A 25,059-nucleotide genomic window follows, 5' to 3' on the forward strand; every position below is an offset into this window, starting at 1 on the left:
CGGACCACGGAACCCCAATAACAAGAGGAGAACCCGATGACCCCGCGCATCGCGAAAACCCTGTGGCTCGCCGCCACCTTTCTGCTCCTGACCGCCTGCGCCTTCAGCCCGATCCGGGAATTCGAAGGGGAGACGCTCTACACCCAGCGCAATCTCTGGGTCACCGACGGCGTGCACGAAACGACCAACTACCGCGTCGACTTCATGATCCCGGTCAACACCCGTGTGCGCATCGGCGACACCAACGACCGCGTGATCAAGGTCTCCGTGCCCGAGACCGGAGAACGCTTCCGGATCATCAATATGCCCCAGTACACGGACTAGGACATCACGGGCATATTCCATCGCTACTTCGCCGATCAGCGACAGGACCTCGACGCGTTCAGCGCCGACGAACGCGCGGCGATCGAATCCGGCGAACTCGAGCGCGGCATGAGCAAGGACGCGTTGCTGATCGCCCGTGGCTTCCCGCCCGCGCACGAGACCCCGTCGATCCGTATGGACGAGTGGCGATACTGGAAGAGCGGCAACGATACCCGCGTGGTGCGTTTCGACGGTGACCGGGTGTCGGAGGTCATCGACTAGGATTCGGGGGGCGTAGCGCCGGGCATGATCGGAATCCGCGCCCCGGGACGCAGGCGCCCCGGGCGCTGAGCGCCTTCACGGCACTGGCAAGGGCGGGCGACATCACCTATCGTGCCGGGATCATGTCCGAGGCCACCCCCCGCTCCCGGGACCCCTTCGCCACGCTGAACGCCGCGCAGCGCGCCGCCATCGAGTACGGCATGGATGCGCTGCGTGCCGGTGAGGCGCCTGGGCCCCTGCTGGTGATCGCGGGCGCCGGCTCCGGCAAGACGCGCACGCTGACCGCTCGCGTCGCGAACCTGATCCTCAACGGCGCCGACCCGCGCCGCATCCTCCTGCTGACCTTCACGCGGCGCGCGGCCCGCGAGATGACGCGCCGCGCGCAGGCCCTGATCGCCGACGCGACCGCTTCCGGCGGCGCGGGCGAGACCGAACTCGACTGGTCCGGCACCTTCCACGCGACCGGCCAGCGCCTGCTGCGCCTCCACGCCCGGCAGCTCGGGCTCTCGCCCGATTTCACGGTACTCGATCGCTCGGACGCCGAGGATCTGCTCGACATCGTGCGCAACGATCTCGAGCTCGGGCAGCGTGGACGGCGCTTCCCGCGCAAGGGCGCCTGCCTGTCGATCTACTCGCTGGCGGTCAACGCACGCCAGCCGCTCGAACAGGTGCTCAAGCGGCAATTCCCGCAGTACGGGGACTACGAGGAGGAACTCAAGCGCCTGTTCGCGGGCTACGTCGACGCGAAGCAGCAGCGCGACCTGCTCGATTACGACGATCTCCTGCTGTACTGGGCCGAGGCGCTGCGTGCACCGCAGATCGCCGAAGACATGCGGCGGCGCTTCGATCACATTCTGGTCGATGAGTACCAGGACACGAACGCCGTGCAGGAGGACATCCTCCTCGGCCTTGCACCATCCGGCGCGGGGCTGACCGCCGTCGGCGACGACGCACAGTCGATCTATGCCTTCCGCGCCGCGACGATCGAGAACATCCTGCAGTTCCCGTCGCGCTTTCCGCGAGCGGTAGAGGTCGTGCGCCTGGAGGAGAACTACCGCTCCACGCAGCCGATCCTCGCCGCGGCCAACGCCGTTATCGCGCACTCGCCGCGACGCTACCAGAAAGAACTCTGGTCACGACGCACGGGCGGTGGGCGGCCCATGCTGGTCACGGTCGAAGACGACCGCGCCCAGGTGGATCATATCGTTCGAGAGATACTCGTCCGGCTAGAGGAGGGCGTCGACCTCAAGCGCCAGGCCGTGCTGATGCGCGCCGGCTGGCACTCGGGGTCGCTCGAGATCGAACTCACCCGCCGCAACATCCCCTTCGTGAAGTACGGCGGACTCAAGTTTCTCGAGGCCGCGCACGTCAAAGATACGGTGGCGGTCCTGCGCTGGGCGGAGAACCCGCGCGACCAGGTGGCCGGCTTCCGCGCGCTCCAGATCCTGCCGGGCATCGGCCCGGGCAATGCCCGCCGGGCACTGACCGAGGTCGATCGCGGCGGCCCGCTGGCTGAGGCCCTGCAGCGTTTCCGGGCGCCCGCGAATGCACGCGACGAGGTCGCCGCCCTGGCGGAACTGATGGCCGCGCTGACGGACGCCAGAACCGACTGGAGCACGCAACCCAACCTCGCGCGACGCTGGTACGCACGCCATCTCGAACGCCTGTACGACAACCCGCAGCCGCGCGAACGCGACCTCGAACAGTTCGAACGCATCGCCCAGACCTACCCGAGCCGCGGGCGCTTCCTGGGCGAGGTCGCACTCGATCCGCCCGAGGCCGCCAGCGACGACGCTGGAGCCCCGCTGATCGACGATGACTATCTCATCCTCTCCACGATCCACTCAGCAAAAGGACAGGAGTACCACGCCGTCTACCTCATGAACGTCGTCGACGGCTGCATCCCCTCGGACATGGCGACCGGCTCGGAAGAGGAGATCGAGGAGGAACGCCGCCCGCTCTACGTCGCCATGACACGGGCGCGCGACCACCTGCACCTGCTGGTCCCGCACCGCTTCTACCGCACCGCCCAGCGCCGCCATGGCGATGCGTATGTTACCGCCGCCGTCAGTCGATTCCTGCCCGAATCGATCAATGACCACTTCGAGCGATGTGCGGAAGGTGGAGCGCGAGCGGAGACGGAATCAGCCGCGACGGGTGCAACCGTCGATCTCAAGTCGACTATGCGCGATATGTGGCGGTGACGGTCGGGCGCAGGGGAATACCCGGACAGCTTCCCCGACGCGGTGCGGGCATCAGCTTGTGGATTAATGGTAGGCCCGGCTGGATTCGAACCAGCGACCAAGGAATTATGAGTTCCCTGCTCTAACCACTGAGCTACGGGCCCGGCGGGGGTGGTCGGGCCCTGCGGCCCCGGTGCCTGTCCGGGCGGTCGGCGTCGGCCGCGTGTCGCGGCGGCGCCCGGGTCCGGCGCAGGCCCCGCGTACTATAGCGGCGGCGGTGGGGCGACGTCACGGGTTGCGGGCAGGTGGTCGGTGGTTACCGTCTGTCGGATGGGGGCGCGGCGCCGTAGAGGGCGTCGCGATCGCTGCCTACACTCCGCTGAGGACGCCATTCCCAGGCGCCGGAGGCGCCGCCAATCCTCTGTGGAGGGCTGCGATGGAACCGACCTGGATTCTCGTGGCCGACAGCGCCCGTGCCCGCCTGTTCAGGGTGGACCGCCCGCGGGGCCCGCTGGCCGAGCATTCCGATTACACCAACCCCGCCGACCGCCTGCGCGAGCAGGATCTCGAGACCGATGCCCCCGGCCGCGGCGGCCACTACGCCATGGGGGGCGACACCGGCACCAAGGCCCATTACGCCGACCGCTTCGCCAAGCAGATCGCCGATGTGCTCCGCAAGGGGCGAGCCGGCGGTAAGTTCGCTCGCCTGTATGTGCTGGCGGCGCCGAATTTCCTGGGCGCGCTGCGCCACGTGATGGATCCGCCCACGGCCAACTGTGTCGTGGCGAGTTATGCCAAGGACGTCGTCCGCGAGCAGCCGGAAGGCATCCGTGCGCATCTCCCGTACCGTCTGTGAGGTGGCTTTCGGTCCCCGGCCGGCGGTGTCCGGCCGGGGTGTTTTGCCCGTGTCCCGCTGCCTTGTTTGCGCTGATGGCGCCGTGGCGGCGTGGCGGCGTGGCTCTTGTCGAAGCGGCGCACGGTTACCACTGTGGTGATGGATCGGACGAGTGGATGGAGATGGCGATGGAGTCAACGTGGATCCTGATCGCTGATGCCGCCCGGGCGCGGCAGTTTCGGGTGGAGCGCCCGCGGGGGCCGCTGATTGAAGAGGCGGACCTGGTGCACCCGGAGGAGCGGCTGTCGGAGGGCAAACTCGGCGCGGATGATCCCGGGCGTGTCCGGGGGCCCGGCGGTCAACAGCATGCACTCGGTGGCGAAGACGGCAAGCATGAGAACGAGGCGCGGCGCTTCGCTGCCGAGGTCGCCGACTTCCTGCGCAAGGCGCGAGAGGAAGACCGTTTCCGGAGGCTGTATCTGGCGGCATCGCCGCATTTCCTCGGCGCGTTGCGCCAGGAGCTCGATGCCGATACGGCCGCGCGGATCGTGGAGACGTGGGACAAGGATTTCGTGGGGATGCGCGCGGATGAGATCCGGAAGCATCTGCCGGAGCGGTTGTAGCCCTCTGTTGTCGGTTCCCGGTACCGATTGGTCGCCTGCCGCATATCGTGGCGGTTCGCGGGCAAGCTCGCTCCTACAGGTATGGGGGGAGGTAGCGGTGGCGGGCGTTCAGGGTGTCGCGGTAGAGGGTGCGGTAGGCGCCGGCGCTGCGCGCCCACCCGGAATTGCGGCGCATGGCATGGTCTACGAGGGTGCGCCAGGTATCCGGTTGCGCGAAGCAGTCGCAGGCGCGTTGGACGGTCTCGCCGAGCAGGTCCGCGTCGTCGGCGTCGAACTGGAATCCGGTCGCGGTGCCGTCCGCCAGGGTGGTGCGGTCGGTGTCGACCACGGTCTCGGCGAGGCCCCCGGTGCGCCGGACGATCGGGATGGTGCCGTAGCGCATCGCGTTGAGCTGGGAGAGGCCGCAGGGCTCGAAGCGTGAGGGCATCAGCAGCATGTCGGCGCCGCCGTAGATGCGATGCGCGAAGGCCTCGTCGAAGTCGAATCGCGCGTACACGCGGTCGGGCCGCGCCTTGCTGGCCCGCCGGAGTGCGTTCCGCAGCACCGGGTCGCCGCTGCCGAGGACGATCACCACGGCGGGCTGGGCGATGATGCGTGCCAGTGCGTCGACCAGCAGATCCACGCCTTTCTGTTCCGCCAGCCGCCCGATGTAGGCGATGACCGGCATCGTCTCCTCGGCCTGCAGGCCGGTCTCGCGCAACAGGGCGCTGCGTGCCTCGCGTTTCCCTTCCGGTTGGTCGGCGTCGTACGGCGCGGGCAGCGCCGGGTCCCGGGCCGGGTTCCAGCGATGGGTGTCGATGCCGTTCGCGATACCGACCAGATCCGCGCCACGCCACGCCAGCAGGCCCTCGAGCCCGGCCCCGAATGCCGGGGTCGTAATCTCGCGCGCGTAGGTCTCGCTCACCGTCGTCACCCGGTCGGCGAAGCCGATGCCGCCCTTGATGAACGACATGCGCCCGTCGAACTCGAGAGCCTCCCAGTGGTCCAGCCAGCCGGGCAGGCCGAGCGCATGGCGCGTGGCGAGCGGGAACAGGCCCTGATAGGCCAGGTTGTGGATGGTGAATACGGTCGCGGCGGGTACGCGCGCGAGCTGCATGTGCACCGGCACCATGCCGGTGTGCCAGTCGTGCGCGTGCACGATGTCGGGGCGCCAGTCGAGCCCCAGGGTGTCGTCGGCGATCGCCGTGGCCACCCGGGCGAATTCGTCGAAGCGTTCGGCGTTGTCCGGCCAGGGAACGCCCTGCGGATCGTCGTAGGGGTTGCCGGCGCGGCGCCGGAACGCTGCTGTCTCGTAGAGCCAGATGCGGCAGCCCCCGGGCAGGCGGGTCTCGAGCAGGCGCGCGTCGGGCCATTCGGCGATGGTGTCGAGGCGGGCGGTCGCGCGGGCGCGCTCGATCGCCCCGCCGTAGCCGGGCATGAGGATGCGGACGTCTTCGCCGAGCGTGTGCAGGGCATCAGGCAGGGCGCCGGCCACGTCGGCGAGGCCGCCGGTCTTGATCAGCGGCTGGACTTCCGCGGCCACGTGCAGGACACGATGGTGGTCAGACATCGTCGGGCTCGCGCTCGAGGATGACGCCGCCGAGCGGCGGCAGGGTGATGGTCGCCGACGCGGGCTGCCCCTGATGGGCGCCGAGTTCGGCCTCGACGCGGCCGAGATTGCCCTGGCCGCTGCCGCCGTAGTACTCGCTGTCCGTATTCATGCACTCCCGCCAGCCGCCGGCAGCCGGAAGGCCGATCAGGAAATCGCCGTGGACCACCGGCGTGAAATTGAGCGCGATCACCACCTCGCTCCCCGTGTCGAGCCGCCGGAAGACCAGGGTCGACTGTTCCGCGTCATCGCAGTCGATCCACGCAAAGCCGTCGGGCCGGAAATCACGTGCGTGGAGGGCCGGTGTATCCCGGTACAGCCGCGCGAGATCGGCGGTCAGTCGCAGGATGCCGGTATGGCCGGCGTCCTGCAGGCAGCCCCAGTCGAGTGCCCGGTCGTGATCCCACTCGCCTGGCTGGCCGAACTCGCCGCCCATGAACAGCAGTTTGTGGCCCGGATAGGTGAACTGCCACAACAGCAGCAGGCGGAGGTTGGCGCGCCGCTGCCAGTCATCACCGGGCATCTTGCCCAGCAGCGAGCCTTTTTCGTGCACGACCTCGTCATGCGACAGCGGCAGGACATAGTTTTCGCTGAAGGCGTAGACGAGCCCGAAGGTGAGATGCTCGTGGTGGAAGCGCCGATGGATCGGATCGTTGCGAAGGTACGTCAGGGTGTCGTGCATCCACCCCATGTTCCACTTCATGGAAAATCCGAGGCCGCCGACATCGGTCGGTCGCGTCACGCCCGGCCACGCGGTGGACTCCTCCGCGATGGTAAAGCTGTCCGGGCATTCGCCATGGGTGGCAACGTTGAGCTGCTGGAGGAAATGGATGGCCTCCAGGCTCTCGCGCCCGCCGTGGCGGTTCGGCGTCCACTCGCCCGCCTTGCGCCCGTAATCGAGATAGAGGATCGAGGCGACGGCGTCCACGCGCAGACCATCGATGTGGAATTCGTGCAGCCAGTAGAGCGCGCTCGATATGAGGAAGCTGCGCACCTCCGGGCGCCCGAGGTCGAAGGCGAGGGTGCCCCAGTCGGGCATGCTCGCGCGCTGCGGGTCCGCCGGCTCGAACAGGGCGGTGCCGTCGAACCAGGTGAGGCCGTGTTCGTCACGCGGGAAGTGGCCGGGCACCCAGTCGAGGATCACGCCGATGCCATGGCGGTGCAGCGTGTCGACGAACGCGCGGAAATCGTCGGGCTCGCCAAAGCGGCGCGTGGGCGCGTACCAGCCCGTGCATTGATAGCCCCAGGAACCGTCGAACGGGTGTTCCATCACCGGCAGCAGCTCGATATGGGTAAAGCCGAGTTCGCTGACATACGGCGCCAGCCGCGCGGCCAGATCGCGATAGCCGAGAAAGCCGCCATCGCTGTCCCGCAGCCAGGACCCCAGATGGACCTCGTAGACCGATAGCGGGCCCTCGCGCCAGTCGGGCCGGGCGCTCATCCACTGGCTGTCCGCCCAGGGGTACACCGTCTCCGGCGTGATGCGCGATGCCGTTTCCGGGCGCGTCTGGGTCGAGCGAGCGAAGGGATCGGACTTGGTCCGCAGGACGCCCGCGGCGTCGAGCAGTTCGAACTTATACAGGTCGCCGATACCGGCCTCGGGGATGAAGGCCTCCCAGATGCCTTCCTCGTGCCGCGTCAGCGGATGGCGGCGGCCGTCCCAGTCATTGAACTCGCCGACCACGCTGACGCGCTGCGCGTTGGGCGCCCAGAGCGCAAAACGGATGCCATCGACGCCCTCGCGGTGACGCGCATGCGCGCCGAGCATGCGCCATGCGCTGGTATGTTCGCCTGCGTGGAATGCACGGCGTTCTTCGGCGTCCAACTCCTGAGCGAAGGCGGCGAAGTCGTTCGTGGTGTAGGTCGAGCCGTCCGGGAAACGCCACTCGATCGACCAGGGCTGGCGCACCACGCCGGCGCTGCCGGTCCATTCAAAGACGCCCGCGACCGGGCTCGGCTGCAGGGCGGGCCCGTCCGGTGCAAATCGTCCCGCGATGGCATCCGGGCGCCATGCACGGATGCGTACGCGGCCGTCCGCCGTCTGGCGTCCGAGCACGTCCTGCGGCCGTGGATGCCGGCCGTCGGCGATCTGTTCCAGCGGGTCGCTCAAATGCACTCCCGGGCCGATCCATTGCCGGCTGTGCACCAGCATAGTGCGTGCGGCGCACTTGTGAAACTTTGCCCTTGCATGGAGGCGTGTGGGAGGGCCGCGGCGTACAGGCGATCTCTCGCCAAGACGCCAAGCACGCCAAGCAAAGACAAAAACTGGGAACCCGCCTCGTTACGCTGGCCGAGCGCGAATGAGCGTGATGGTCGAATCCGGTCTGGACCTCAGAAAAGCCACTTTCCGATTTTGATTTTTCTTTCTTGGCGCGCTTGGCGTCTTGGCGAGAGATCGGTTTTTTGAGCCGAATACCCAGCCACGCATGGGCGCCACCTGCGCTGTCAGCTATGCTCGGAGCGGGAGCGTGACATCGCCCGGAGGGAGAGTATGTGGCCGCGTAAGCCGGAGCGTTTCGTCAGCCGTATCACGCGGGAGACCCTGGCGCTGGTATTGGCCGGTGGGCGGGGAACCCGGCTTGGCGGTCTGACGACCGATCGGGTCAAGCCCGCGGTGCCATTCGGTGGCAAATTCCGGATCATCGATTTCGCGCTGTCGAACTGCGTGAACTCCGGTATTCGCCAGATCGGCGTGCTGACCCAGTACATGGCGCATGAACTCATCCAGCACGTACAGCACGGCTGGGGGTTCTTCCGGGGTGAGTTCGGCGAGTTCGTCGAACTGCTGCCGGCGCAGCAGCGGGTCGGGGAGATCTGGTATCGGGGGACCGCCGATGCCGTGTACCAGAACGCCGACATCGTCGAGATGCACGATCCGGAGTACGTGCTCGTGCTGGGCGGTGATCATGTCTACAAGATGGACTACGGCACGATGCTCGGCTTCCATGTCGAACACGAAGCCGACGTCACCGTCGGCTGCATGCCGGTTCCGCGTGAGCAGGCGACCGGTTTCGGCGTACTGGATGTCGATGACAACGGTCGCGTAAACGGTTTCGTCGAGAAGCCCGTCGACCCGCCGCCCATGCCGGGGCAGCCCGATATGGCGCTGGCGTCGATGGGGATCTACATCTTCCGCACGGAATGGCTGCTGGAGCGCCTGCGGGAGGACGCGCTCGATGAGACCTCGGCCCATGATTTCGGGCGCGATATTCTCCCGGCCGCCGTCGCGGCGGGCTGCGAAGTGTATGGTTTCCCCTTCCGCGATCCCGCCGAGGACAAACCCGGTTACTGGCGCGATGTCGGCGACATCGATTCCTACTGGTCGGCCAATCTCGAACTCATCGGCGTGACGCCGGAACTGAATCTCTATGATCAGGAATGGCCGATCTGGACCTACCAGGAACAGTGGCCGCCCGCCAAGTTCGTGTTCGACGAGGATGGACGTCGTGGCATGGCGATCGATTCCATGCTCTCCGGCGGCTGCATCGTCGCCGGTGCCAGCGTCCGCCACTCGCTGCTGTTCACCAACGTATGGGTCGACGAACACTCGACCGTTGATGATGCCCTCGCACTGCCCAATGTCCGCATCGGCCGTAATTGCCGGATTCGTCGGGCGATTATCGACGCCAACTGCCGGATCGAAGACGGCACGGTCATCGGCGAGGATCCCGTGGCCGATGCCGAGCGTTTCCATGTCAGCCGTGGCGGCGTTGTCCTCGTGACGCGGGAGCATCTCGGCCAGGATCGGCGGCGCCGACGCCCGCGCCACGCCTGACACCTGATCCTCTCCACCCGGGAAGACACCAACACCCATGAGCGATGACACCCTCCGTGTGGTGCTGTGCTGGCACATGCATCAGCCCGAGTATCGCGATCCCCGTGACGGAACGTTCGTCGAGCCGTGGCTGCTGCTGCATGCGCTCAAGGACTACACCGACATGGCGGCCCATCTCGAGCGGATCCCGGGGGCGGTGAGTGTCGTCAACTTCTCGCCGCTGGTCCTCGACCAGCTCGAGGCGCTGGTGGATCAGCTGGATGCGCATTTCGATGGCGGTCCGCCGCCGGCCGATCCGCTCCTCGCGGCGCTGTGTCCCGACGGGATTCCACAGGACCAGGAAGGTCAGCAGGCACTGCTGAAGGCCTGCCTGCGTGCGCACCCCATTCATATGGTCTCGCGCCACCCGCCGCTCGCCCGTCTGAGCGCGCTGGCACGCGCGTCGATCGAGCGCCCGGGGGCGGAGGTGTGGCTGGGCGAGTCCTTTCTCGAAGATCTTGTCGCCTGGTACATGCTGGCCTGGCTGGGTGAGAGCGTGGTCGACAGCGATCCGCGTGCGGCCCGTCTGCGTGAATGTACCGAGGGGCTCTCGCCGGATGATCGTCGCGAACTGCTGGAACTGGTTCGCGATACGTTGGCGGGCATCGTGCCGCGCTGGCGCGCCCTGGCGGAAAGTGGCCGGGTCGAGCTCGCCTGCAATCCCTACACCCATCCGATACTGCCGCTGCTGATCGATTTCGAGAGCGCGCAGGAAGCCCGGCCCGACACGGCTTTGCCGGCCGGCGACGGTTATCCCGACGGGCTCGAACGCGCCCACTGGCATCTGGCTCGAGCCAAAGAGACGCACGCCGAGCGGTTCGGTCAGCCTCCGGCCGGCTGCTGGCCTTCGGAGGGCGGGGTGTCCGACGCGGCGCTCGACGCGATCGCCGATGCGGATTTCGCCTGGGCGGCAACCGGCCAGCAGGTCCTGCGCCACAGTCTCGGCGACGATGAGCCCGCCGGTGACGCCGTCCATCGCCCCTACCGGACCGGTGAGCGGGGTCTGCCGACCTTCTTCCGCGACGACGCGCTCTCCGACCGGATCGGCTTCGTCTACCAGGACTGGCACGCCGACGACGCCGCCGCGGATTTCGTCGCGCATCTCGAGGCCATCGCCGACGATCCGGAAGCGGAGCCCGGTCGGGTCGTTTCGATCATCCTCGATGGCGAGAACGCCTGGGAGTATTACCCGGCGAACGGCTGGCACTTCCTGGAGGCACTCTACCGCATGCTGGATGAGCACCCACGGCTGCGTCTGTGCACGTTTACCGAGTGCGTGCACGAACACGGTGATGACATGCCGGTGCTGGATCATGTCGTCGCCGGCTCCTGGGTGTACGGTGACTTCAACACCTGGATCGGCGATCCACAGAAGAACAGCGCCTGGGAACTGCTGCTGCACGCCCGTGCGGCGGTCGACGAGGCCCTGGCCGACGGGGCCGAGCGTACGGCCGATCTGGAACGGCGGCTCGCCGTCTGCGAGGGCTCGGACTGGTTCTGGTGGCCGGGGGAGTACAACCCGGAAGAGGCGGTCGCCTCCTTCGACGCCCTCTACCGGCGCCAGCTCGCCGGCCTCTACACTGCCGTCGGCCTCGACCCCCCCGAAGAACTCGCCCACGCCTTCGCCCACGGAAGCGGCCAGCCGGCGGCGGGTGGGGTGATGCGGGGTGGGAAGTGAGGACTCAGGCGGCAGGGCCAAGGGCCAAGGGCCAAGGGCTGAGGAGGATGGTTGTTGTGGAAACGATTCGTAGGCCCGCTATACGACATCATCGCCATTTCGCCGGTTTTTCTTTTCTTTGCGTGCTCCGAGCCTCTGCGTGAGGCTGCTCTTTTGACTTCTGAATAGGCCTCGGGAATAACCCAATGATTCACCTGAAATCCTTTATCGCCGGCTTCCTCGCAACGCTGATTTTCCATCAGGGTCTGGTCGCACTGCTGTCCGCCACGGGCGTGATCGGTGCGAGTGCCTACAACCTGGCACCCACGGAGCCGCTGGGCGTCCCGGCGGTCATCTCGCTCGCGTTCTGGGGCGGCGTGTGGGGCATCGTGCTCTGGCTGCTGGTGCGGGCGAGCCACGGGCTCAAGCGCTGGGTCTGGGCCGCCGTCGTGGGAGCGATCGGGCCGACCGCGGTCGCCCTGCTGGTCGTGTTTCCGCTCAAGGGGATCGATGTCGGTCTCGGCATGGTGCCGGTCGGCATGGTCCTCAATGGTGTCTGGGGGCTGGGGACGCTGCTGCTTCTGAACGCGTTGCGCCGGATGGGATCGCGTTGATCGATCCTTCGGCGCGAGCGGAAACGATCGGTTCGCGAATCCGTTGAACGGCGACGGCGCATTCGATGAATCGGCCCTGGGGAATCGCTCCGCCGGCGTGCTGCTGCACCCGACCTCGCTGCCCGGGCCGGGCGCGAACGGGCGTCTCGACGCCTCGGCGTACCGTTTCGTCGACTGGCTCGCGGCGGCCGGTTTCCGCTACTGGCAGATGCTGCCGGTGGGGCCGGTCGATGAGGCGGATTGTCCCTACCAGCCGCCGTCGACCTGCGCCGGCGGAACCCATCTGCTGGACCCATCCGATTGTCCGGAGCCTTCGGACGAAGCCCTGAACGCCTTCGTTGAGGTGGAAAGCGACTGGCTGGAGGACTGGGCGTTGTTCGCCGCCCTGCGCCGAGAGATCGGACGCCCATGGCCGGAATGGCCGGTCGGCGTGCGTGAACGGGCGGTGGATGCGCTCGCCGATGCCCGAGCCGAACTGGCCGGTGCGATCCATGCCGAGAAAGTGGCCCAGTGGCAGTTCGCGCGCCAGTGGCGGCGCCTGCGTGCGTACGCCCATGAGCGCGGCGTTGGCCTGTTCGGCGATGTGCCGATCTACTGCGCGCTCGACAGTGCCGACGTCTGGGCCGAGCCGCACCTGTTCGCCGTCGCTGCCGACGGCACGGTCACCGGTGAGGCCGGCGTCCCGCCGGACGCATTCTCCGATACCGGCCAGCACTGGGGGCAGCCACTGCACGACTGGGCGGCCCACGCGGCGGATGGCTGGCGCTGGTGGTGCCGGCGGCTGCGCGTGCAGGCGGGCTGTTTCGATCTGGTACGCATCGACCACTTCCGCGGCTTCGCCGCCGCATGGTCGATCCCGGCGGGGGCGGCCGACGCGCGCGAAGGGCGCTGGATCACGGGGCCCGGCCGGGAACCGTTCGACGCGATCCGCGCGCAGCTCGGTCATCTGCCGCTGGTGGCCGAGGACCTCGGCGTGATCACCGACGATGTCCATGCGCTGCGCGACGCGCTCGGGCTACCCGGTATGCGCGTCCTGCAGTTCGCGTTCGACGACGGGCCGGAGAATCCGCATCGCCCGCACAATCACCCGGAATGGTGCGTGGCCTACACCGGCACCCATGACAACGACACGACACTGGGCTGGTGGCGCAGTCTCGACGAAGCCGCGCGCGATACGGTTCGAAGCGTGCTGGAAACGACCGGGGAGACCATGCCCGCGCCCCTGATCGATGCCGCCCTCGCATCACGCGCACGCCTCGCCATCATCCCGCTCCAGGATCTGCTCGCCTTGGGCAACGAGGCCCGCATGAACGTCCCGGGCCGCCGCCACGGCAACTGGGTCTGGCGCTTCGAAGCGGATGACTTTACCCGGTCCGATACCACCCAATGGCGGGCGCGCCTGGCCCGCTTTGGTCGGGTGGATTGAACCGAGACCCGGCCGACTCAGGGAAGCCCTGAACAAAACCAGGCAGCGCGTTGGGGACGGTGTAGGTCGGGCTTACAGCCCGACAGATCAAGGGGTGACGAGTGTCGGGCTGTAAGCCCGACCTACAGGACCCCCCATAGTCAGAGGTCCGCCGGAAGTAGGCCGGCTTTGCGCGGTCCGTGGAGATGGATATCGGCGCGGGCATCTCACCGCGCAATGCCGGCATTCCCCGGCGGCGAATGGCGATGCAGAACGGGCGTGTTGGGGACGCCGGGCAAAGCCGGCCTACGCCTGCTGCCCTTACCGCTTCGCATCCCGGAAAAGCCGCGGCTTGGATAGGCGCACGCGCCGGCTGTTGCCTTCGGCAAAAGCCGGCCTACGGGGTCCTGCTCCGCCCTCCGCCTCTACAGCCAGGTCATCAACCCCATCTCGAAGGGATGTGCCAGGTCCTCGTGCCATGGATAGGCGCGCACGCGCATGTGCAGCAGCCCGTTCGGCAGATCGTCGAGTTCCAGTTCGAAGCGGGTTTCGTGACTCGCGTCCGGGGCGAGCGTGAACCGTTCGATGCGCGGCTCGGCGTCGGTGCCATCGTGTGACAGGTCGAGCACGCATTCCACGCGGATATCCTCGGCCGCCAGACCCCCGAGGTGTACGGCGACCGCGAGCCGCACGGGTTCACTGGTGCGCGCGGCACCCGGTGGCGCTTCCGCCCAGTGCAGGCCGACACCGCGCCAGCGCTCGCGAATCCGGCGTTTCCACTCGCCCAGTGCCCGGGCGCGGGCGCCGTCTTTCGCGGCCAGCCGGCGGCCGTGTTCGGCCGCCGGGCGGTAGAGGCGGTGGGCGTATTCGAACACCATGCGCTCGGCGTTGAAGCGCGGCAGGATGCTGGTGATCGAGGCGCGAGCCCGCGCGATCCAGTCCTCCGGTACACCGCCGTCGCCACTGAACCAGCTTGGGATCACCTCGTACTCGAGCAGATCCAGCAGTTCCTCGGCCTCGACGTCATCGCGTTCCTCGGGGTCGATGCCGACGGCGTGCGGTTCGACGGCCCAGCCGTTTTCTCCGTTGAAGCCTTCCGCCCACCAGCCGTCGAGCACGCTGAGGTTGAGTACGCCGTTGGCAGCCGCCTTCTGGCCCGATGTGCCGCTGGCCTCCATCGGGTACTCGGGGTTGTTCAGCCAGACGTCGACACCCGTGACCAGGCGTCGCGCCAGGGTCATGCCGTAGCCCTCGAGGAAGAACACGCGGTCGCGGAACGCCGGTTCGCTGCTGCGCTGGACGATTTCGTGAATGAGTCCCTGCCCGGGTTCGTCCTTCGGATGGGCCTTGCCGGCGAACAGGATGATGACCGGGCGCTCGGGATCGCCCAGCAGGCGTGCAAGGCGTTCCGGATCCCGGAACAGCAGCAGCGCGCGCTTATAGGTCGCGAACCGCCGTGCGAAGCCGATCACGAGCGTCTGGGTGTTCTCCGGCGATAGCGCCTGCTGCATCGAGCGGATCCGCGCGCGGCTGACGTGGCGCCGCGTGTAATCCGCGGTCAGGCGCTCGGAGAGGGCCGTCATCAGATGCCCCTTGAGGAGCTGACGCACGGACCAGAAGCGTTGGCTCGGAATGGCGTCGATGCCCTCGCGCCAGAACGACTCGTCGCATAGATGACTGCGCCAGCCGGGAAGGGTGCCGTCGAACAGGTCGGCCCAGTCGCGCGCGAGGAAGGTCGGGATGTGGACCCCGTTGGTGACGTAGGTAATCGGATTCTCGCTGGCCGGCACCTCCGGCCAGAGGTAACGCTCCATGGTCGCCGCGGTGTCGCCGTGGATCCGGCTGACGCCGTTGTGCCGCCGCGAGCCACGCAGAGCGAGGGCGGTCATGTTGAAGTGGCCTTCGTCCTGGGGGGAATCGCCGAGATCGAGGAACCGTTCGAGGCTGATGCCGAGCGCGTCCGTGTAGCCGCGGAAGTGCTTCGTCATCAGGTCGTGCGGGAACAGATCGTGGCCCGCCGGCACCGGCGTGTGCGTGGTGAACACCGTCGCCGCGGCGACCGCCTCGAGCGCGGCGTCGAAATCGAGACCGGCGGCGACCTGCTCGCGGCAGCGTTCGAGGATCGAGAACGCGGGGTGCCCCTCGTTGATGTGCCAGACGCTCGGGGCGAGGCCCAGGGCGCGCAGCGCGCGTACGCCGCCGATGCCGAGCACGATCTCCTGCGCGATCCGGGTGCCGGTATCGCCGCCGTACAGCTGATAGGTGATCGCGCGGTCATCGGTGGCGTTTTCGTCGAGTTCCGTGTCCAGCAGCAGGATGCGGACATGGCCGACCAGCGCCTGCCAGACGCGGACATGGACGTCGCGTTTCGGGAACGGAACCGTGATCCGCAGGTCGTTGCCGTCGGCGTCCCGCGCGGGCGTGATCGGTTCATCGGCCAGCTCGACCGGCAGGTAATGGGCCTGCTGCCAGCCCTCGGCGTCCACCGTCTGCGTGAAGTACCCCTGGCGGTACATCAGGCCCACGGCAGTGAAGGGCAGTCCGATGTCCGCGGCCGCCTTGCAGTGATCACCGGCGAGGATGCCAAGCCCCCCGGAATAGAGATGCAGGCTCTCGTGCAGCCCATACTCCATGCAGAAATAGGCGATGGCGTCGGTGGCCGGATCCAAGCCATCGACGCGTCGGATTTTCGGATTGGTCGCCTCGTGATACTGATCGAACGCCATCAGCGCGGCGTTGTACTCGGCGAGGAAGTCCGCGTCCTGGGCGAGCGCCTCGAACCGCTCCTGTGGCACGCGCCGGAGGAATACCTTCGGGTTATGGCCGCAGCGATCCCAGAGGTCGCTGTCGATGCGCCGGAACAGCCCGCGCACGCGGCGGTCCCAGGAATAGATCAGGTTGCCGGACAGATCGTGCAGGCGCGCCAGCGCCTCCGGGATCACGGGCCGGACTTCGAGCGGGTAGCGGTTGCCCGCCATGGGCATCTCCTCGGAATGGACGCGAGCCCCGGAAATCCGGGGCCCGCGTGTGATTTATAGCGCCAGCGCTGTCAGATTGCCACAGGCCGGGCGGGGAATTCTGGTCGGCAGTGCATTCGGGTTCTCGCCAAGGCGCCAAGAGCGCAGAGGTCGCGAAGGAAAAACGAAGGTATGGCGGTCGCGTGGTCGGACGAAGCCCGTAGGCGCGTTTTCGCCGAAGGCGAACGCGCGCATCGCTTGCACCGCACGGGATTCATCGTACTGTCCCGTGGCGGCCAGCGGCGCACGCTCCCGCAAAGCGCCGGAGCGCGGGGCACTCGGTCTGATGCGCGCGGGTACGCGTGTTGATCTGATCTCCGCCGCGGATGTGCGAGTGCGAGGATACAATCTTCGGGGCGCGCCGCGCGCATTCGAACGGCGCTCGTCCGCGCCGCCCGAAGACGCGCCTACAATGGTTTCCTTTGCGACTCTTGGCGCCCTCCGCGCCTTGGCGAGAACCCAAACCCACGTCTACGCCGATCTCTCAAATGAAAAAAGCCGCACCCGGCGTCCGGATGCGGCCTTTTCGCGTCGGCTTGTCCGCCGTCATCAATCGTCGAGGAACGAGCGCAGCTGTTCCGAGCGGCTCGGGTGGCGCAGCTTGCGCAGGGCCTTGGCCTCGATCTGGCGGATGCGCTCGCGCGTGACGTCGAACTGCTTGCCGACCTCTTCGAGCGTGTGGTCGGTGTTCATGCCGATACCGAAGCGCATCCGCAGGACCTTGGCCTCGCGCGGCGTCAGGCTCGCGAGTACGCCCTCGGTGGTCTCCGACAGGCCCTCGGTGGTGGCCGCTTCGACCGGCGACTGGACCGAGGCGTCCTCGATGAAGTCGCCGAGGTGCGAGTCTTCGTCGTCGCCGATGGGCGTCTCCATGGAGATCGGTTCCTTGGCGATCTTGAGCACCTTGCGGACCTTGTCCTCGGGCATCTCCATGCGCTCGGCCAGCTCCTCCGGCGTCGGCTCGCGGCCCATCTCCTGCAGCATCTGGCGGGAGATCCGGTTGAGCTTGTTGATCGTCTCGATCATGTGGACCGGGATACGGATGGTCCGCGCCTGGTCGGCGATCGAGCGCGTGATGGCCTGGCGAATCCACCACGTCGCGTAGGTCGAGAACTTGTAACCGCGGCGGTATTCGAACTTGTCGACCGCCTTCATGAGGCCGATGTTGCCCTCCTGAATGAGGTCCAGGAACTGCAGGCCGCGGTTGGTGTATTTCTTGGCGATCGAGATCACCAGCCGCAGGTTCGCCTCGACCATTTCCTTCTTGGCGCGGCGGGCCTTGGCCTCGCCGATGGACAGGCGCCGTTTCGACTCCTTGATCTCGGAAACGGGCAGGTGCGTGTCCCGCTCGATCTGCTGCAGTCGCGTCTGCGCGCCCTCGATGGTCTCGCTCTGATTGGCGACCTTCTTCGAGTAGTGTTCGCCGGCGTCGATCAGTTCCTGCAGCCACGCCGGGTCGCTCTCGCGCCCGGTGAACGAGGCGATGAAGGCCTTGCGCGACATATTGGCGCGGGTGGTCACGGCGTGGATGATCGACCGCTCCTGGGCGCGCACCGAGTCGGCACGTTCGCGCAGGTTCTTCACGCACTGGTCGACGAAGGCCGGCACGAGCTGGATTTCGAGGACCTTCGTGGCCATCTCTTCGCGCTGCTTCTGGGCGCGGACGCCGGACTTGGGATGCGTGCGCTGACGCGCCGCCTTGTCGAGCGCGGTCACCACACGGTTGTGCATCTGCCGCAGTTCTTCCATGTGCGCGCGGACCTGTTCGATATCGATCGAGTTGTCCGGTGCCTCTTCCTCGTCCGTGCTGCGGTCGGCACTGTCGTCGGCGGACGGCGACATGGCCGTATCGGGGGCCTCGGGGTCCTGGAAACCGCTCATCAGTTCCGTAAGGCGCGCCTCGCCCGCTTCGATCTTGTCCCACTTCTCGATGATCTTGCCCGCGGTGCCGGGGTAATCGGCGAGCGCGGCCATCATCTTGTAGGTGCCGTCCTCGATGCGCTTCGCGATCTCGATCTCGCCCTCGCGCGTCAGCAGCTCGACGGTGCCCATTTCACGCATGTACATGCGCACGGGGTCGGTCGTGCGGCCGAATTCGCCATCGACAGTGGCCAGCGCGGCGGCGGCCTCGTCCGCGGCATCGTCGTCGGTGTTGACGGGCTCGTCCGCGAGCATCAATGTGTCGTTGTCGGGCGCGACTTCGTGCACAGAGATGCCCATGTCGTTGATCATCGAGATGATGTCTTCGACCTGGTCGGGCTCGACGACGCCGTCGGGCAGGTGATCGTTTACCTCGGCATAGGTCAGGTAACCCTGCTCCTTGCCCTTGGCGATCAACTCTTTCAGGCGGGATTGCTGTTCCTGATCCATAGTCTCCGGATGCCGGCAGGCATTTCACGCAGCGAAGGTAATCTTCCAGTATAACAGCCGATAGCCCGTTGTTCCAGACTACGGGCTGCCCGGGCGTGCGCCCCCGGCGGCTTGCTGTCAACCGCCGGGTAGGCGACAATCGCGCCTCGCCGCGTCTGGTCGCGGCGTGTCGGTACAGTTCGAAAAGCGGTCAATTACCGCCTTCGGCCTCACTGGAAAGTGGGGGTGGCGCCGTGGCTCTGCAAGGCCCGCGCCGCGTTTCCGCCACGCCGGCCCACGCCTGTCCTTATTAGATACGGCAACACCCCGGGAGTTCCAGTATGCCCGCGCGTCGCGATCTCGCCAACGCCATCCGCGCGCTGTCCATGGACGCGGTACAGCAGGCCAATTCCGGCCACCCCGGCATGCCCATGGGCATGGCGGACATCGCCGAGGTGCTCTGGAACGACTATCTCCGGCATAACCCCGCCAATCCGGACTGGCCCGACCGTGACCGTTTCGTGCTGTCCAACGGTCACGGGTCGATGCTGCTGTACTCGCTGCTGCACCTGACCGGCTACGCGCTGCCGCTGGACGAGATCAAGCGCTTCCGCCAGCTGCACTCGATGACGCCCGGGCATCCCGAATACGGCTACACCCCCGGTGTCGAGACCACCACCGGCCCGCTCGGCCAGGGGCTGGCCAACGCCGTCGGCATGGCGCTCGCCGAGAAGACTTTGGCGGCGCGCTTCAACCGCGATGGTCACGAGGTCATTGACCACTGGACGTACGCGTTCGCCGGCGATGGCTGCCTGATGGAGGGCATTTCCCACGAGGCCTGCTCGCTGGCCGGGACGCTCGGCCTCGGTAAGCTGGTCGTGTTCTACGACGACAACGGGATCTCGATCGACGGGCCGGTCGAGGGTTGGTTCACGGACGACACCCCGACCCGCTTCGCCGCCTACAACTGGCACGTCGTGCCCGATGTCGACGGCCACGACCCGGCGGCGGTGCGCGCCGCGATCGAGGCGGCCCGGGCCGAGACCGATCGGCCGTCCATCATCTGCTGCAAGACCGTGATCGGCTGGGGTTCGCCCAACAAGCAGGGCAAGGAGGAATCGCATGGTGCGGCGCTGGGCGATGACGAGATCGCCCTGGTGCGCGAGACCATCGGCTGGTCGCACGCGCCGTTCGAGGTCCCGGAAGAGATCTACGCCGGCTGGGATGCGCGGACGGCCGGAGCCGACCGCGAGGCCGACTGGAACGCCCGCATGGCCGCTTACCGCAAGGCCTGTCCGGAGCTGGCCGCGGAGCTGGATCGACGCCTGGCCGGTGAGCTGCCGGAGGGCTGGGCCGAGCATGCCGAGCAACTGCTCGAGCGCACCGACGAGGCGGCCGAGAAGGTCGCCACGCGCAAGGCCTCGCAGGCGGCGATCGGCGGTTTCGCCGATGCCCTGCCGGAACTGCTGGGCGGCTCGGCCGACCTGACCGGCTCGAACAACACCCGCTGGAAGGGCGCAACCGATATCGATCGACGCCACGCGGACGGCGGTTATCTGTATTACGGCGTGCGCGAGTTCGCCATGTCCGCGATCGTCAACGGCATCGTTCTGCATGGCGGGTTCAAGCCGTTCGGCGGGACGTTCCTGATGTTCTCGGAGTACGCCCGCAACGCAGTCCGCATGTCCGCGTTGATGAAGATCCCGAGCATTTTCGTCTATACCCACGACTCGATCGGTCTCGGCGAGGACGGTCCGACGCACCAGGCGGTGGAGCAGCTCGCCACGTTGCGCCTGATTCCGCGCATGGAAGTCTGGCGGCCCTGCGACGCGGTTGAGACCGTCGCCGCCTGGCGCCGCGCTCTGGAGCGGACCGACGGCCCGGTGGCGCTGGCCTTCTCGCGCCAGGGGCTGCCGCCGCAGCAGCGCGATGCGGACCAGAAGACGGCGATCGCCCGCGGCGGCTATGTGCTGGTGGATTGCGACGGCGAGCCGGACGTTACGCTGATCGCGACCGGTTCCGAGGTGCACCTGGCGACGGGCGCCGCCGAGCGGCTGGCGGCGGATGGCATTCAGGCCCGCGTGGTCTCGATGCCCTGTCTTGATCGTTTCGAGGCGCAGGACCGCGCGTGGCAGGATGCCGTGCTGCCGCGCGGCGGCCGCCGGGTCGCGATCGAGGCCGGTGTGACCGGTGGCTGGCGGGGCGTGGTCGGCCCGGAGGGCGCCGTGGTCGGCATCGACACCTTCGGCGAGTCCGCGCCTTCCGGCGACGTGATGGCGCACTTCGGCTTCACCGTCGACCACGTCGTCGAGACCGCCCGTAATGTGGTCGGCGAGGCCCGGACGGCCGAGAACGCTTAAAAGCGGTCTCTCGCCAAGACGCCAAGTGCGCCAAGGAATGCAAAGTACATCGTAGGCCGGCCTTGGCCGAAGGCCAATGCCGGCAGTTCGCGCCCGGTTTTTCTGTTCCTTGGCGCACTTGGCGTCTTGGCGAGAACCCCAAAAACACGGGTCCATTGGCACCGAGCCGGATTCCGTGAATCAGATTCACTGCTAGCGGGGCACCGACGGGCGCCCCTGATTACCTGACACTCAGGAGGATAACTGGCCATGGCCACGAAGGTTGCGATCAACGGCTACGGGCGTATCGGGCGCAATGTGCTGCGCTCGCTGTACGAGTACGGGCGGACCGACGAACTCCAGATCGTCGCCATCAACGATCTCGGCGATGCCGAGACCAACGCGCATCTGACCCGTTTTGATACCGCCCATGGGCGGTTCCCGGGCGAGGTGGCGGTGGAGCAGGACGCGATGGTCGTCAACGGCGATCGCATCCGCGTCTGCGCCGAGCGCGATCCGTCGAAGCTGCCGTGGGGCGAGCTCGGCGTCGATGTCGTGCTGGAATGCACCGGGCTGTTCACCGACGCCGACAAGGCGCGGGCCCATATCACCGCCGGCGCGAACAAGGTGCTGATCTCGGCGCCCGCCAAGGGCAATGTCGACGCGACCGTGTGCTACGGCGTGAATCACGAGGTCCTGACGCAGGACATGACCGTGGTCTCCAACGCCTCCTGCACGACCAACTGCCTCGCGCCGCTGGTCAAGGCACTGAACGAAACGGTGGGTGTGCGCTGCGGCCAGATGACGACGGTCCACAGCTACACCAACGACCAGGTGCTCACCGACGTCTATCACAGCGACCTGCGCCGCGCGCGCTCGGCGACGCATTCGATGATCCCGACCTCGACCGGCGCCGCCAAGGCCGTCGGCCTCGTGCTGCCGGAACTCGCCGGCAAGCTGCAGGGCTACTCGGTTCGTGTCCCGACGATCAACGTATCGCTCGTGGACTTCAGCTTCATCGCCAACCGCGAGACCACGATCGAGGAGATCAACGAGGCCTGCCGCAAGGCGGCCGCGGGCCCGCTCAAGGGCGTGCTGGCCTACAACGATCAGCCGCTGGTATCGGTCGACTTCAACCATGACCCGGCGTCCTCGACCTTCGATTCGACCCAGACGCTGGTGACCGACGGCACGCTGGTGAAGGCGGTCGCCTGGTACGACAACGAGTGGGGCTTCTCGAACCGCATGCTCGACGTCGCGATCGCCTGGGCGAAGAGCTGAGGAGCCGTCGATGCTGCGCATGGAGGACATCGATCTCGCGGGCAAGCGGGTGCTCATCCGCGAGGACCTGAACTCGCCGGTCGCCGACGGGCGCGTCACCAGCGATGAGCGCATCCAGGCGTCGCTGCCGACCATCCAGGCGGCCCTCGACGCCGGTGCCCGGGTGGCCGTGATGGCCCATCTCGGCCGGCCGAAGGAAGGTCAGCCCGACGATGCCTCCTCGCTGAAGCCGGTGGCCGATCACCTCTCGGCGCTGCTCGGCAAACCGGTCGAGCTGGTCCGCGACTGGATCGACGGCCTGCCGGAAATCGAGCCGGGTCACATGGTCCTGTGCGAGAACGTGCGCTGGCTCGAGGGCGAGAAGGCCAACGATCCGGAGCTCGCCAAAAAGATGGCCGCCCTCTGCGACGTCTACGTCATGGATGCCTTCGGCGTGGCTCACCGCGCCCAGGCGTCGACGCACGGCGTGGCGGAGTATGCGCCGCTGGCATGCGCCGGCCCGCTGCTGTCGCGCGAGGTCGATACGCTCAAGCATGTGCTCGAGAACCCCCGCCGCCCGTTGACGGCGATCGTGGGCGGTTCCAAGGTCTCGACCAAGCTCGGCGTCCTCGACGCCCTGCTGGACAAGGTGGACCGCCTGATCGTCGGGGGCGGCATCGCCAACACCTTCATCGCGGCCGAGGGCCACCCGGTCGGCAAGTCGCTCTACGAGCCGGAACTGGTGGAGTCCGCGAAGCGGCTCATCGCGAAGGCCGAGGAGCGGGGTGCGGCGATTCCGATTCCGACCGAGGTGGTGGTGGCCCCCTATGCCCATTCGGACGCCCTGACGACGATCAAGCCGGTCGCCGATGTCAGCGACGATGACATGATCCTCGATGTCGGTCCCGAGACCCGGTCGCGCTACGCGGGCCTGCTCGAGGACGCCGGTACGATCTTCTGGAACGGCCCCGTGGGCATGTTCGAGATCGACCAGTTTGCCGGTGGCACGCGCGCGCTCGCCGAAGCGATCGCGGCCTCCGGTGCCTATTCCATCGCCGGTGGCGGCGATACGCTTGCGGCCCTGCGCCAGTTCATGATGACCGACCGCATGGACTATATCTGTACGGGCGGGGGCGCATTCCTCGAGTTCGTCGAGCACGGGCATCTGCCCGCAGTGGATATCCTTGAACAGCGCGCCAACGACAAGTAACACCAACCTTCCCGTCGAGCTCGATGAGCTCGGCCAGGGGCCGGTCATGCGCCGTACCAAGATCGTCGCGACCCTCGGTCCCGCTTGTGACGGCCCCGATGTGCTCGAGCGCCTGATCGCCGGCGGCGTCGATGTCGTGCGTCTGAATTTCTCGCACGGCACGCACGACGAGCACCGGGAAAAGGCGCGACGGGTGCGGGAGATCGCGACGAATGCGGGGCGCGACGTCGCGATCCTCGGTGATCTGCAGGGGCCGAAGATCCGGATCGAGCGGTTCGCCGCCGGCGAGGTGGAGCTCGAGGACGGTGCGGCGTTTGCGCTCGACACGGCCCTCGGCCAGGACGACGGGGACGCAACCGCGGTCGGCGTCACCTACGCCGAATTACCCAACGACGTCCACGCCGGCGATACGCTCCTGCTCGACGATGGCCGCCTGGTGCTCCAGGTCGAGTCGGTCGAGGGCACGCGCATCCACACGCGGGTTAGCGTCGGCGGCACCCTGTCGAACAACAAGGGCATCAACCGTCAGGGCGGCGGGTTGTCGGCGCCCGCGATCACGGACAAGGATCGCGAAGACATCGTCCTGGCGGCGGAACTCGACGTCGATTACCTGGCCGTTTCGTTCCCGCGCAGTGCCGAGGATCTGAACTTCGCGCGCCGGCTGTTCAAGGAGGCCGGCGGGCAGGGCGGGATCGTCGCCAAGATCGAGCGCGCCGAAGCACTGGAGGCGATCGACGAGATCTTTGCCGCGACCGATGCGGTGATGATCGCGCGCGGCGACCTCGGCGTCGAGATCGGTGATGCCGAACTGCCCGCGGTTCAGAAATCGCTGATCCGCTCCGCGCGCATGGCCAATCTGCCGGTGATTACCGCCACCCAGATGATGGAGTCGATGATCACCAGTCCGCTGCCGACGCGGGCCGAGGTCTTCGACGTGGCCAATGCGGTGCTCGACGGCACCGACGCCGTGATGCTTTCGGCCGAGACCGCGTCCGGGGAGTACCCGGTCGAGGTGGTCGCATCCATGTCGCGAATCTGCCTGGGCGCGGAACGCCACACGGGATCCCGGGCCGGCGATCGACGCATGGAGGGTCAGTTCCAGCGCACCGATGAGGCCATCGCCATGGCCACGATGTACACGGCCAACCATCTCGGTCTGCGAGCGATCGCTGCACTCACCGAGTCCGGGGATACGACGCTGTGGATGTCCCGGATCAGTTCCGGTATCCCCGTGTACGCACTGACGCGTCATGAGCGCACGCGTCGCAAGGTCAGTCTCTTCCGCGGCGTGTACCCGGTCCCCTATCCGGTCATCCAGGTCAATCCGGCCGAGGCCAACCAGGAGGCGATCGCCGTGCTGTTCGCGCGCGATGCGGTCGCGCCTGGCGACCGCGTGATCGTGACCAAGGGTGACCTGATGGGTGTGCACGGCGGGACCAATTCGATGAAGATCATCGAGGTGGGCCCGGAGGGCAAAATCGACCTGCCGCCGGACATTACCGAATAAGCGAAGTCCGGCTGCCAGGTGCAGATGCCCAACAAGCGGCTAACTGCAATTATTCGCTTTTAATTTCCCCGAA

17 protein-coding genes and 1 tRNA gene are annotated in these 25,059 nt (G+C 67.3%); 13 read left to right on the top strand and 5 right to left on the bottom strand.

Translation table 11 applies throughout. The features are described 5' to 3' along the window. The first annotated feature begins 36 nt into the window (after positions 1 to 36). The 3 genes from A0W70_RS11730 to A0W70_RS11735 all read left to right on the top strand — a co-directional run bounded on the left by A0W70_RS11730 (position 37) and on the right by A0W70_RS11735 (position 2,789). Positions 37 to 324 carry a hypothetical protein gene (locus A0W70_RS11730; RefSeq protein ID WP_070989324.1) on the top strand — a complete coding sequence of 96 codons (288 nt, stop codon included), beginning with the start codon at positions 37 to 39 and terminating at the stop codon, positions 322 to 324. Between the two features lie 108 nt (positions 325 to 432). Beyond that, on the top strand, positions 433 to 585 hold the full coding sequence (locus A0W70_RS17020) for a hypothetical protein (protein ID WP_175443113.1): 153 nt from the start codon (positions 433 to 435) through the stop codon (positions 583 to 585). Positions 586 to 707: 122 nt separating this feature from the next. Beyond that, positions 708 to 2,789: an ATP-dependent helicase gene (locus A0W70_RS11735; protein ID WP_070989325.1), complete on the top strand. Its 2,082-nt coding sequence runs from the start codon at positions 708 to 710 to the stop codon at positions 2,787 to 2,789. Positions 2,790 to 2,856: 67 nt separating this feature from the next. On the opposite strand, the gene A0W70_RS11740 is transcribed toward A0W70_RS11735, so the two are convergent. Continuing rightward, positions 2,857 to 2,932: transfer RNA gene (locus A0W70_RS11740), tRNA-Ile, on the bottom strand. A 272-nt stretch (positions 2,933 to 3,204) separates the two neighbouring features. On the opposite strand from A0W70_RS11740, the gene A0W70_RS11745 reads away from it, so the two are divergent. Continuing rightward, a complete protein-coding gene (locus A0W70_RS11745; RefSeq protein WP_070989326.1) occupies positions 3,205 to 3,624 on the top strand; it encodes a host attachment protein in 420 nt (139 codons plus the stop codon). Positions 3,625 to 3,791: 167 nt separating this feature from the next. Continuing rightward, positions 3,792 to 4,226, top strand: a complete 435-nt coding sequence (locus tag A0W70_RS11750) for a host attachment protein (RefSeq protein ID WP_070989393.1) — start codon at positions 3,792 to 3,794, stop codon at positions 4,224 to 4,226. Between the two features lie 73 nt (positions 4,227 to 4,299). On the opposite strand, the gene glgA is transcribed toward A0W70_RS11750, so the two are convergent. Together glgA and glgB are read right to left on the bottom strand one after the other, a co-directional pair. Next, positions 4,300 to 5,775 carry a glycogen synthase GlgA gene (gene glgA, locus A0W70_RS11755; protein ID WP_070989327.1) on the bottom strand — a complete coding sequence of 492 codons (1,476 nt, stop codon included), beginning with the start codon at positions 5,773 to 5,775 and terminating at the stop codon, positions 4,300 to 4,302. Further along, complete coding sequence (gene glgB / locus A0W70_RS11760; RefSeq protein WP_245675874.1) at positions 5,768 to 7,924, bottom strand: 1,4-alpha-glucan branching protein GlgB; 2,157 nt, start codon at positions 7,922 to 7,924, stop codon at positions 5,768 to 5,770. Before glgB ends, glgA begins: the two co-directional genes overlap by 8 nt. Before the next feature lie 381 nt (positions 7,925 to 8,305). On the opposite strand from glgB, the gene glgC reads away from it, so the two are divergent. The 4 genes from glgC (at position 8,306) to malQ (ending at position 13,325) form a co-directional block, all read left to right on the top strand. Then, positions 8,306 to 9,589: a glucose-1-phosphate adenylyltransferase gene (gene glgC, locus A0W70_RS11765; RefSeq protein ID WP_070989329.1), complete on the top strand. Its 1,284-nt coding sequence runs from the start codon at positions 8,306 to 8,308 to the stop codon at positions 9,587 to 9,589. 37 nt (positions 9,590 to 9,626) lie between these two features. Then, positions 9,627 to 11,306 (top strand): glycoside hydrolase family 57 protein, encoded by a 1,680-nt coding sequence (locus A0W70_RS11770; RefSeq protein WP_070989330.1) that lies wholly within the window; start codon positions 9,627 to 9,629, stop codon positions 11,304 to 11,306. Positions 11,307 to 11,491: 185 nt separating this feature from the next. After that, a complete protein-coding gene (locus tag A0W70_RS11775) occupies positions 11,492 to 11,899 on the top strand; it encodes a hypothetical protein (protein WP_070989331.1) in 408 nt (135 codons plus the stop codon). A gap of 43 nt (positions 11,900 to 11,942) precedes the next feature. Next, entirely contained in the window at positions 11,943 to 13,325 is a 1,383-nt protein-coding gene (gene malQ / locus A0W70_RS11780; protein WP_070989332.1) for a 4-alpha-glucanotransferase, read from the top strand. A 404-nt stretch (positions 13,326 to 13,729) separates the two neighbouring features. Here malQ and glgP read toward each other — a convergent pair whose 3' ends face one another. Both glgP and rpoD read right to left on the bottom strand, forming a co-directional pair. Next, entirely contained in the window at positions 13,730 to 16,282 is a 2,553-nt protein-coding gene (gene glgP / locus A0W70_RS11785; protein WP_070989333.1) for an alpha-glucan family phosphorylase, read from the bottom strand. Between the two features lie 588 nt (positions 16,283 to 16,870). Further along, on the bottom strand, positions 16,871 to 18,691 hold the full coding sequence (gene rpoD / locus A0W70_RS11790) for an RNA polymerase sigma factor RpoD (protein WP_070989334.1): 1,821 nt from the start codon (positions 18,689 to 18,691) through the stop codon (positions 16,871 to 16,873). Between the two features lie 320 nt (positions 18,692 to 19,011). Between rpoD and tkt the strand changes: the two genes are divergently transcribed. From tkt to pyk, 4 genes are all read left to right on the top strand, one after another. Further along, the gene (gene tkt / locus A0W70_RS11795) at positions 19,012 to 21,030 is read left to right on the top strand and encodes a transketolase (RefSeq protein WP_070989335.1); all 2,019 of its coding nucleotides are present in this window, start codon (positions 19,012 to 19,014) and stop codon (positions 21,028 to 21,030) included. Between the two features lie 249 nt (positions 21,031 to 21,279). Continuing rightward, positions 21,280 to 22,290 carry a type I glyceraldehyde-3-phosphate dehydrogenase gene (gene gap, locus A0W70_RS11800; protein WP_070989336.1) on the top strand — a complete coding sequence of 337 codons (1,011 nt, stop codon included), beginning with the start codon at positions 21,280 to 21,282 and terminating at the stop codon, positions 22,288 to 22,290. A 10-nt stretch (positions 22,291 to 22,300) separates the two neighbouring features. Continuing rightward, positions 22,301 to 23,479, top strand: a complete 1,179-nt coding sequence (locus tag A0W70_RS11805; protein ID WP_070989337.1) for a phosphoglycerate kinase — start codon at positions 22,301 to 22,303, stop codon at positions 23,477 to 23,479. A gap of 46 nt (positions 23,480 to 23,525) precedes the next feature. Beyond that, positions 23,526 to 24,986: a pyruvate kinase gene (pyk, locus tag A0W70_RS11810; RefSeq protein WP_070989394.1), complete on the top strand. Its 1,461-nt coding sequence runs from the start codon at positions 23,526 to 23,528 to the stop codon at positions 24,984 to 24,986. The last annotated feature ends 73 nt before the right edge of the window (positions 24,987 to 25,059 follow it).

The sequence above is a fragment of the Halofilum ochraceum genome (assembly GCF_001614315.2).
GTDB classification, from domain to species: domain Bacteria; phylum Pseudomonadota; class Gammaproteobacteria; order XJ16; family Halofilaceae; genus Halofilum; species Halofilum ochraceum.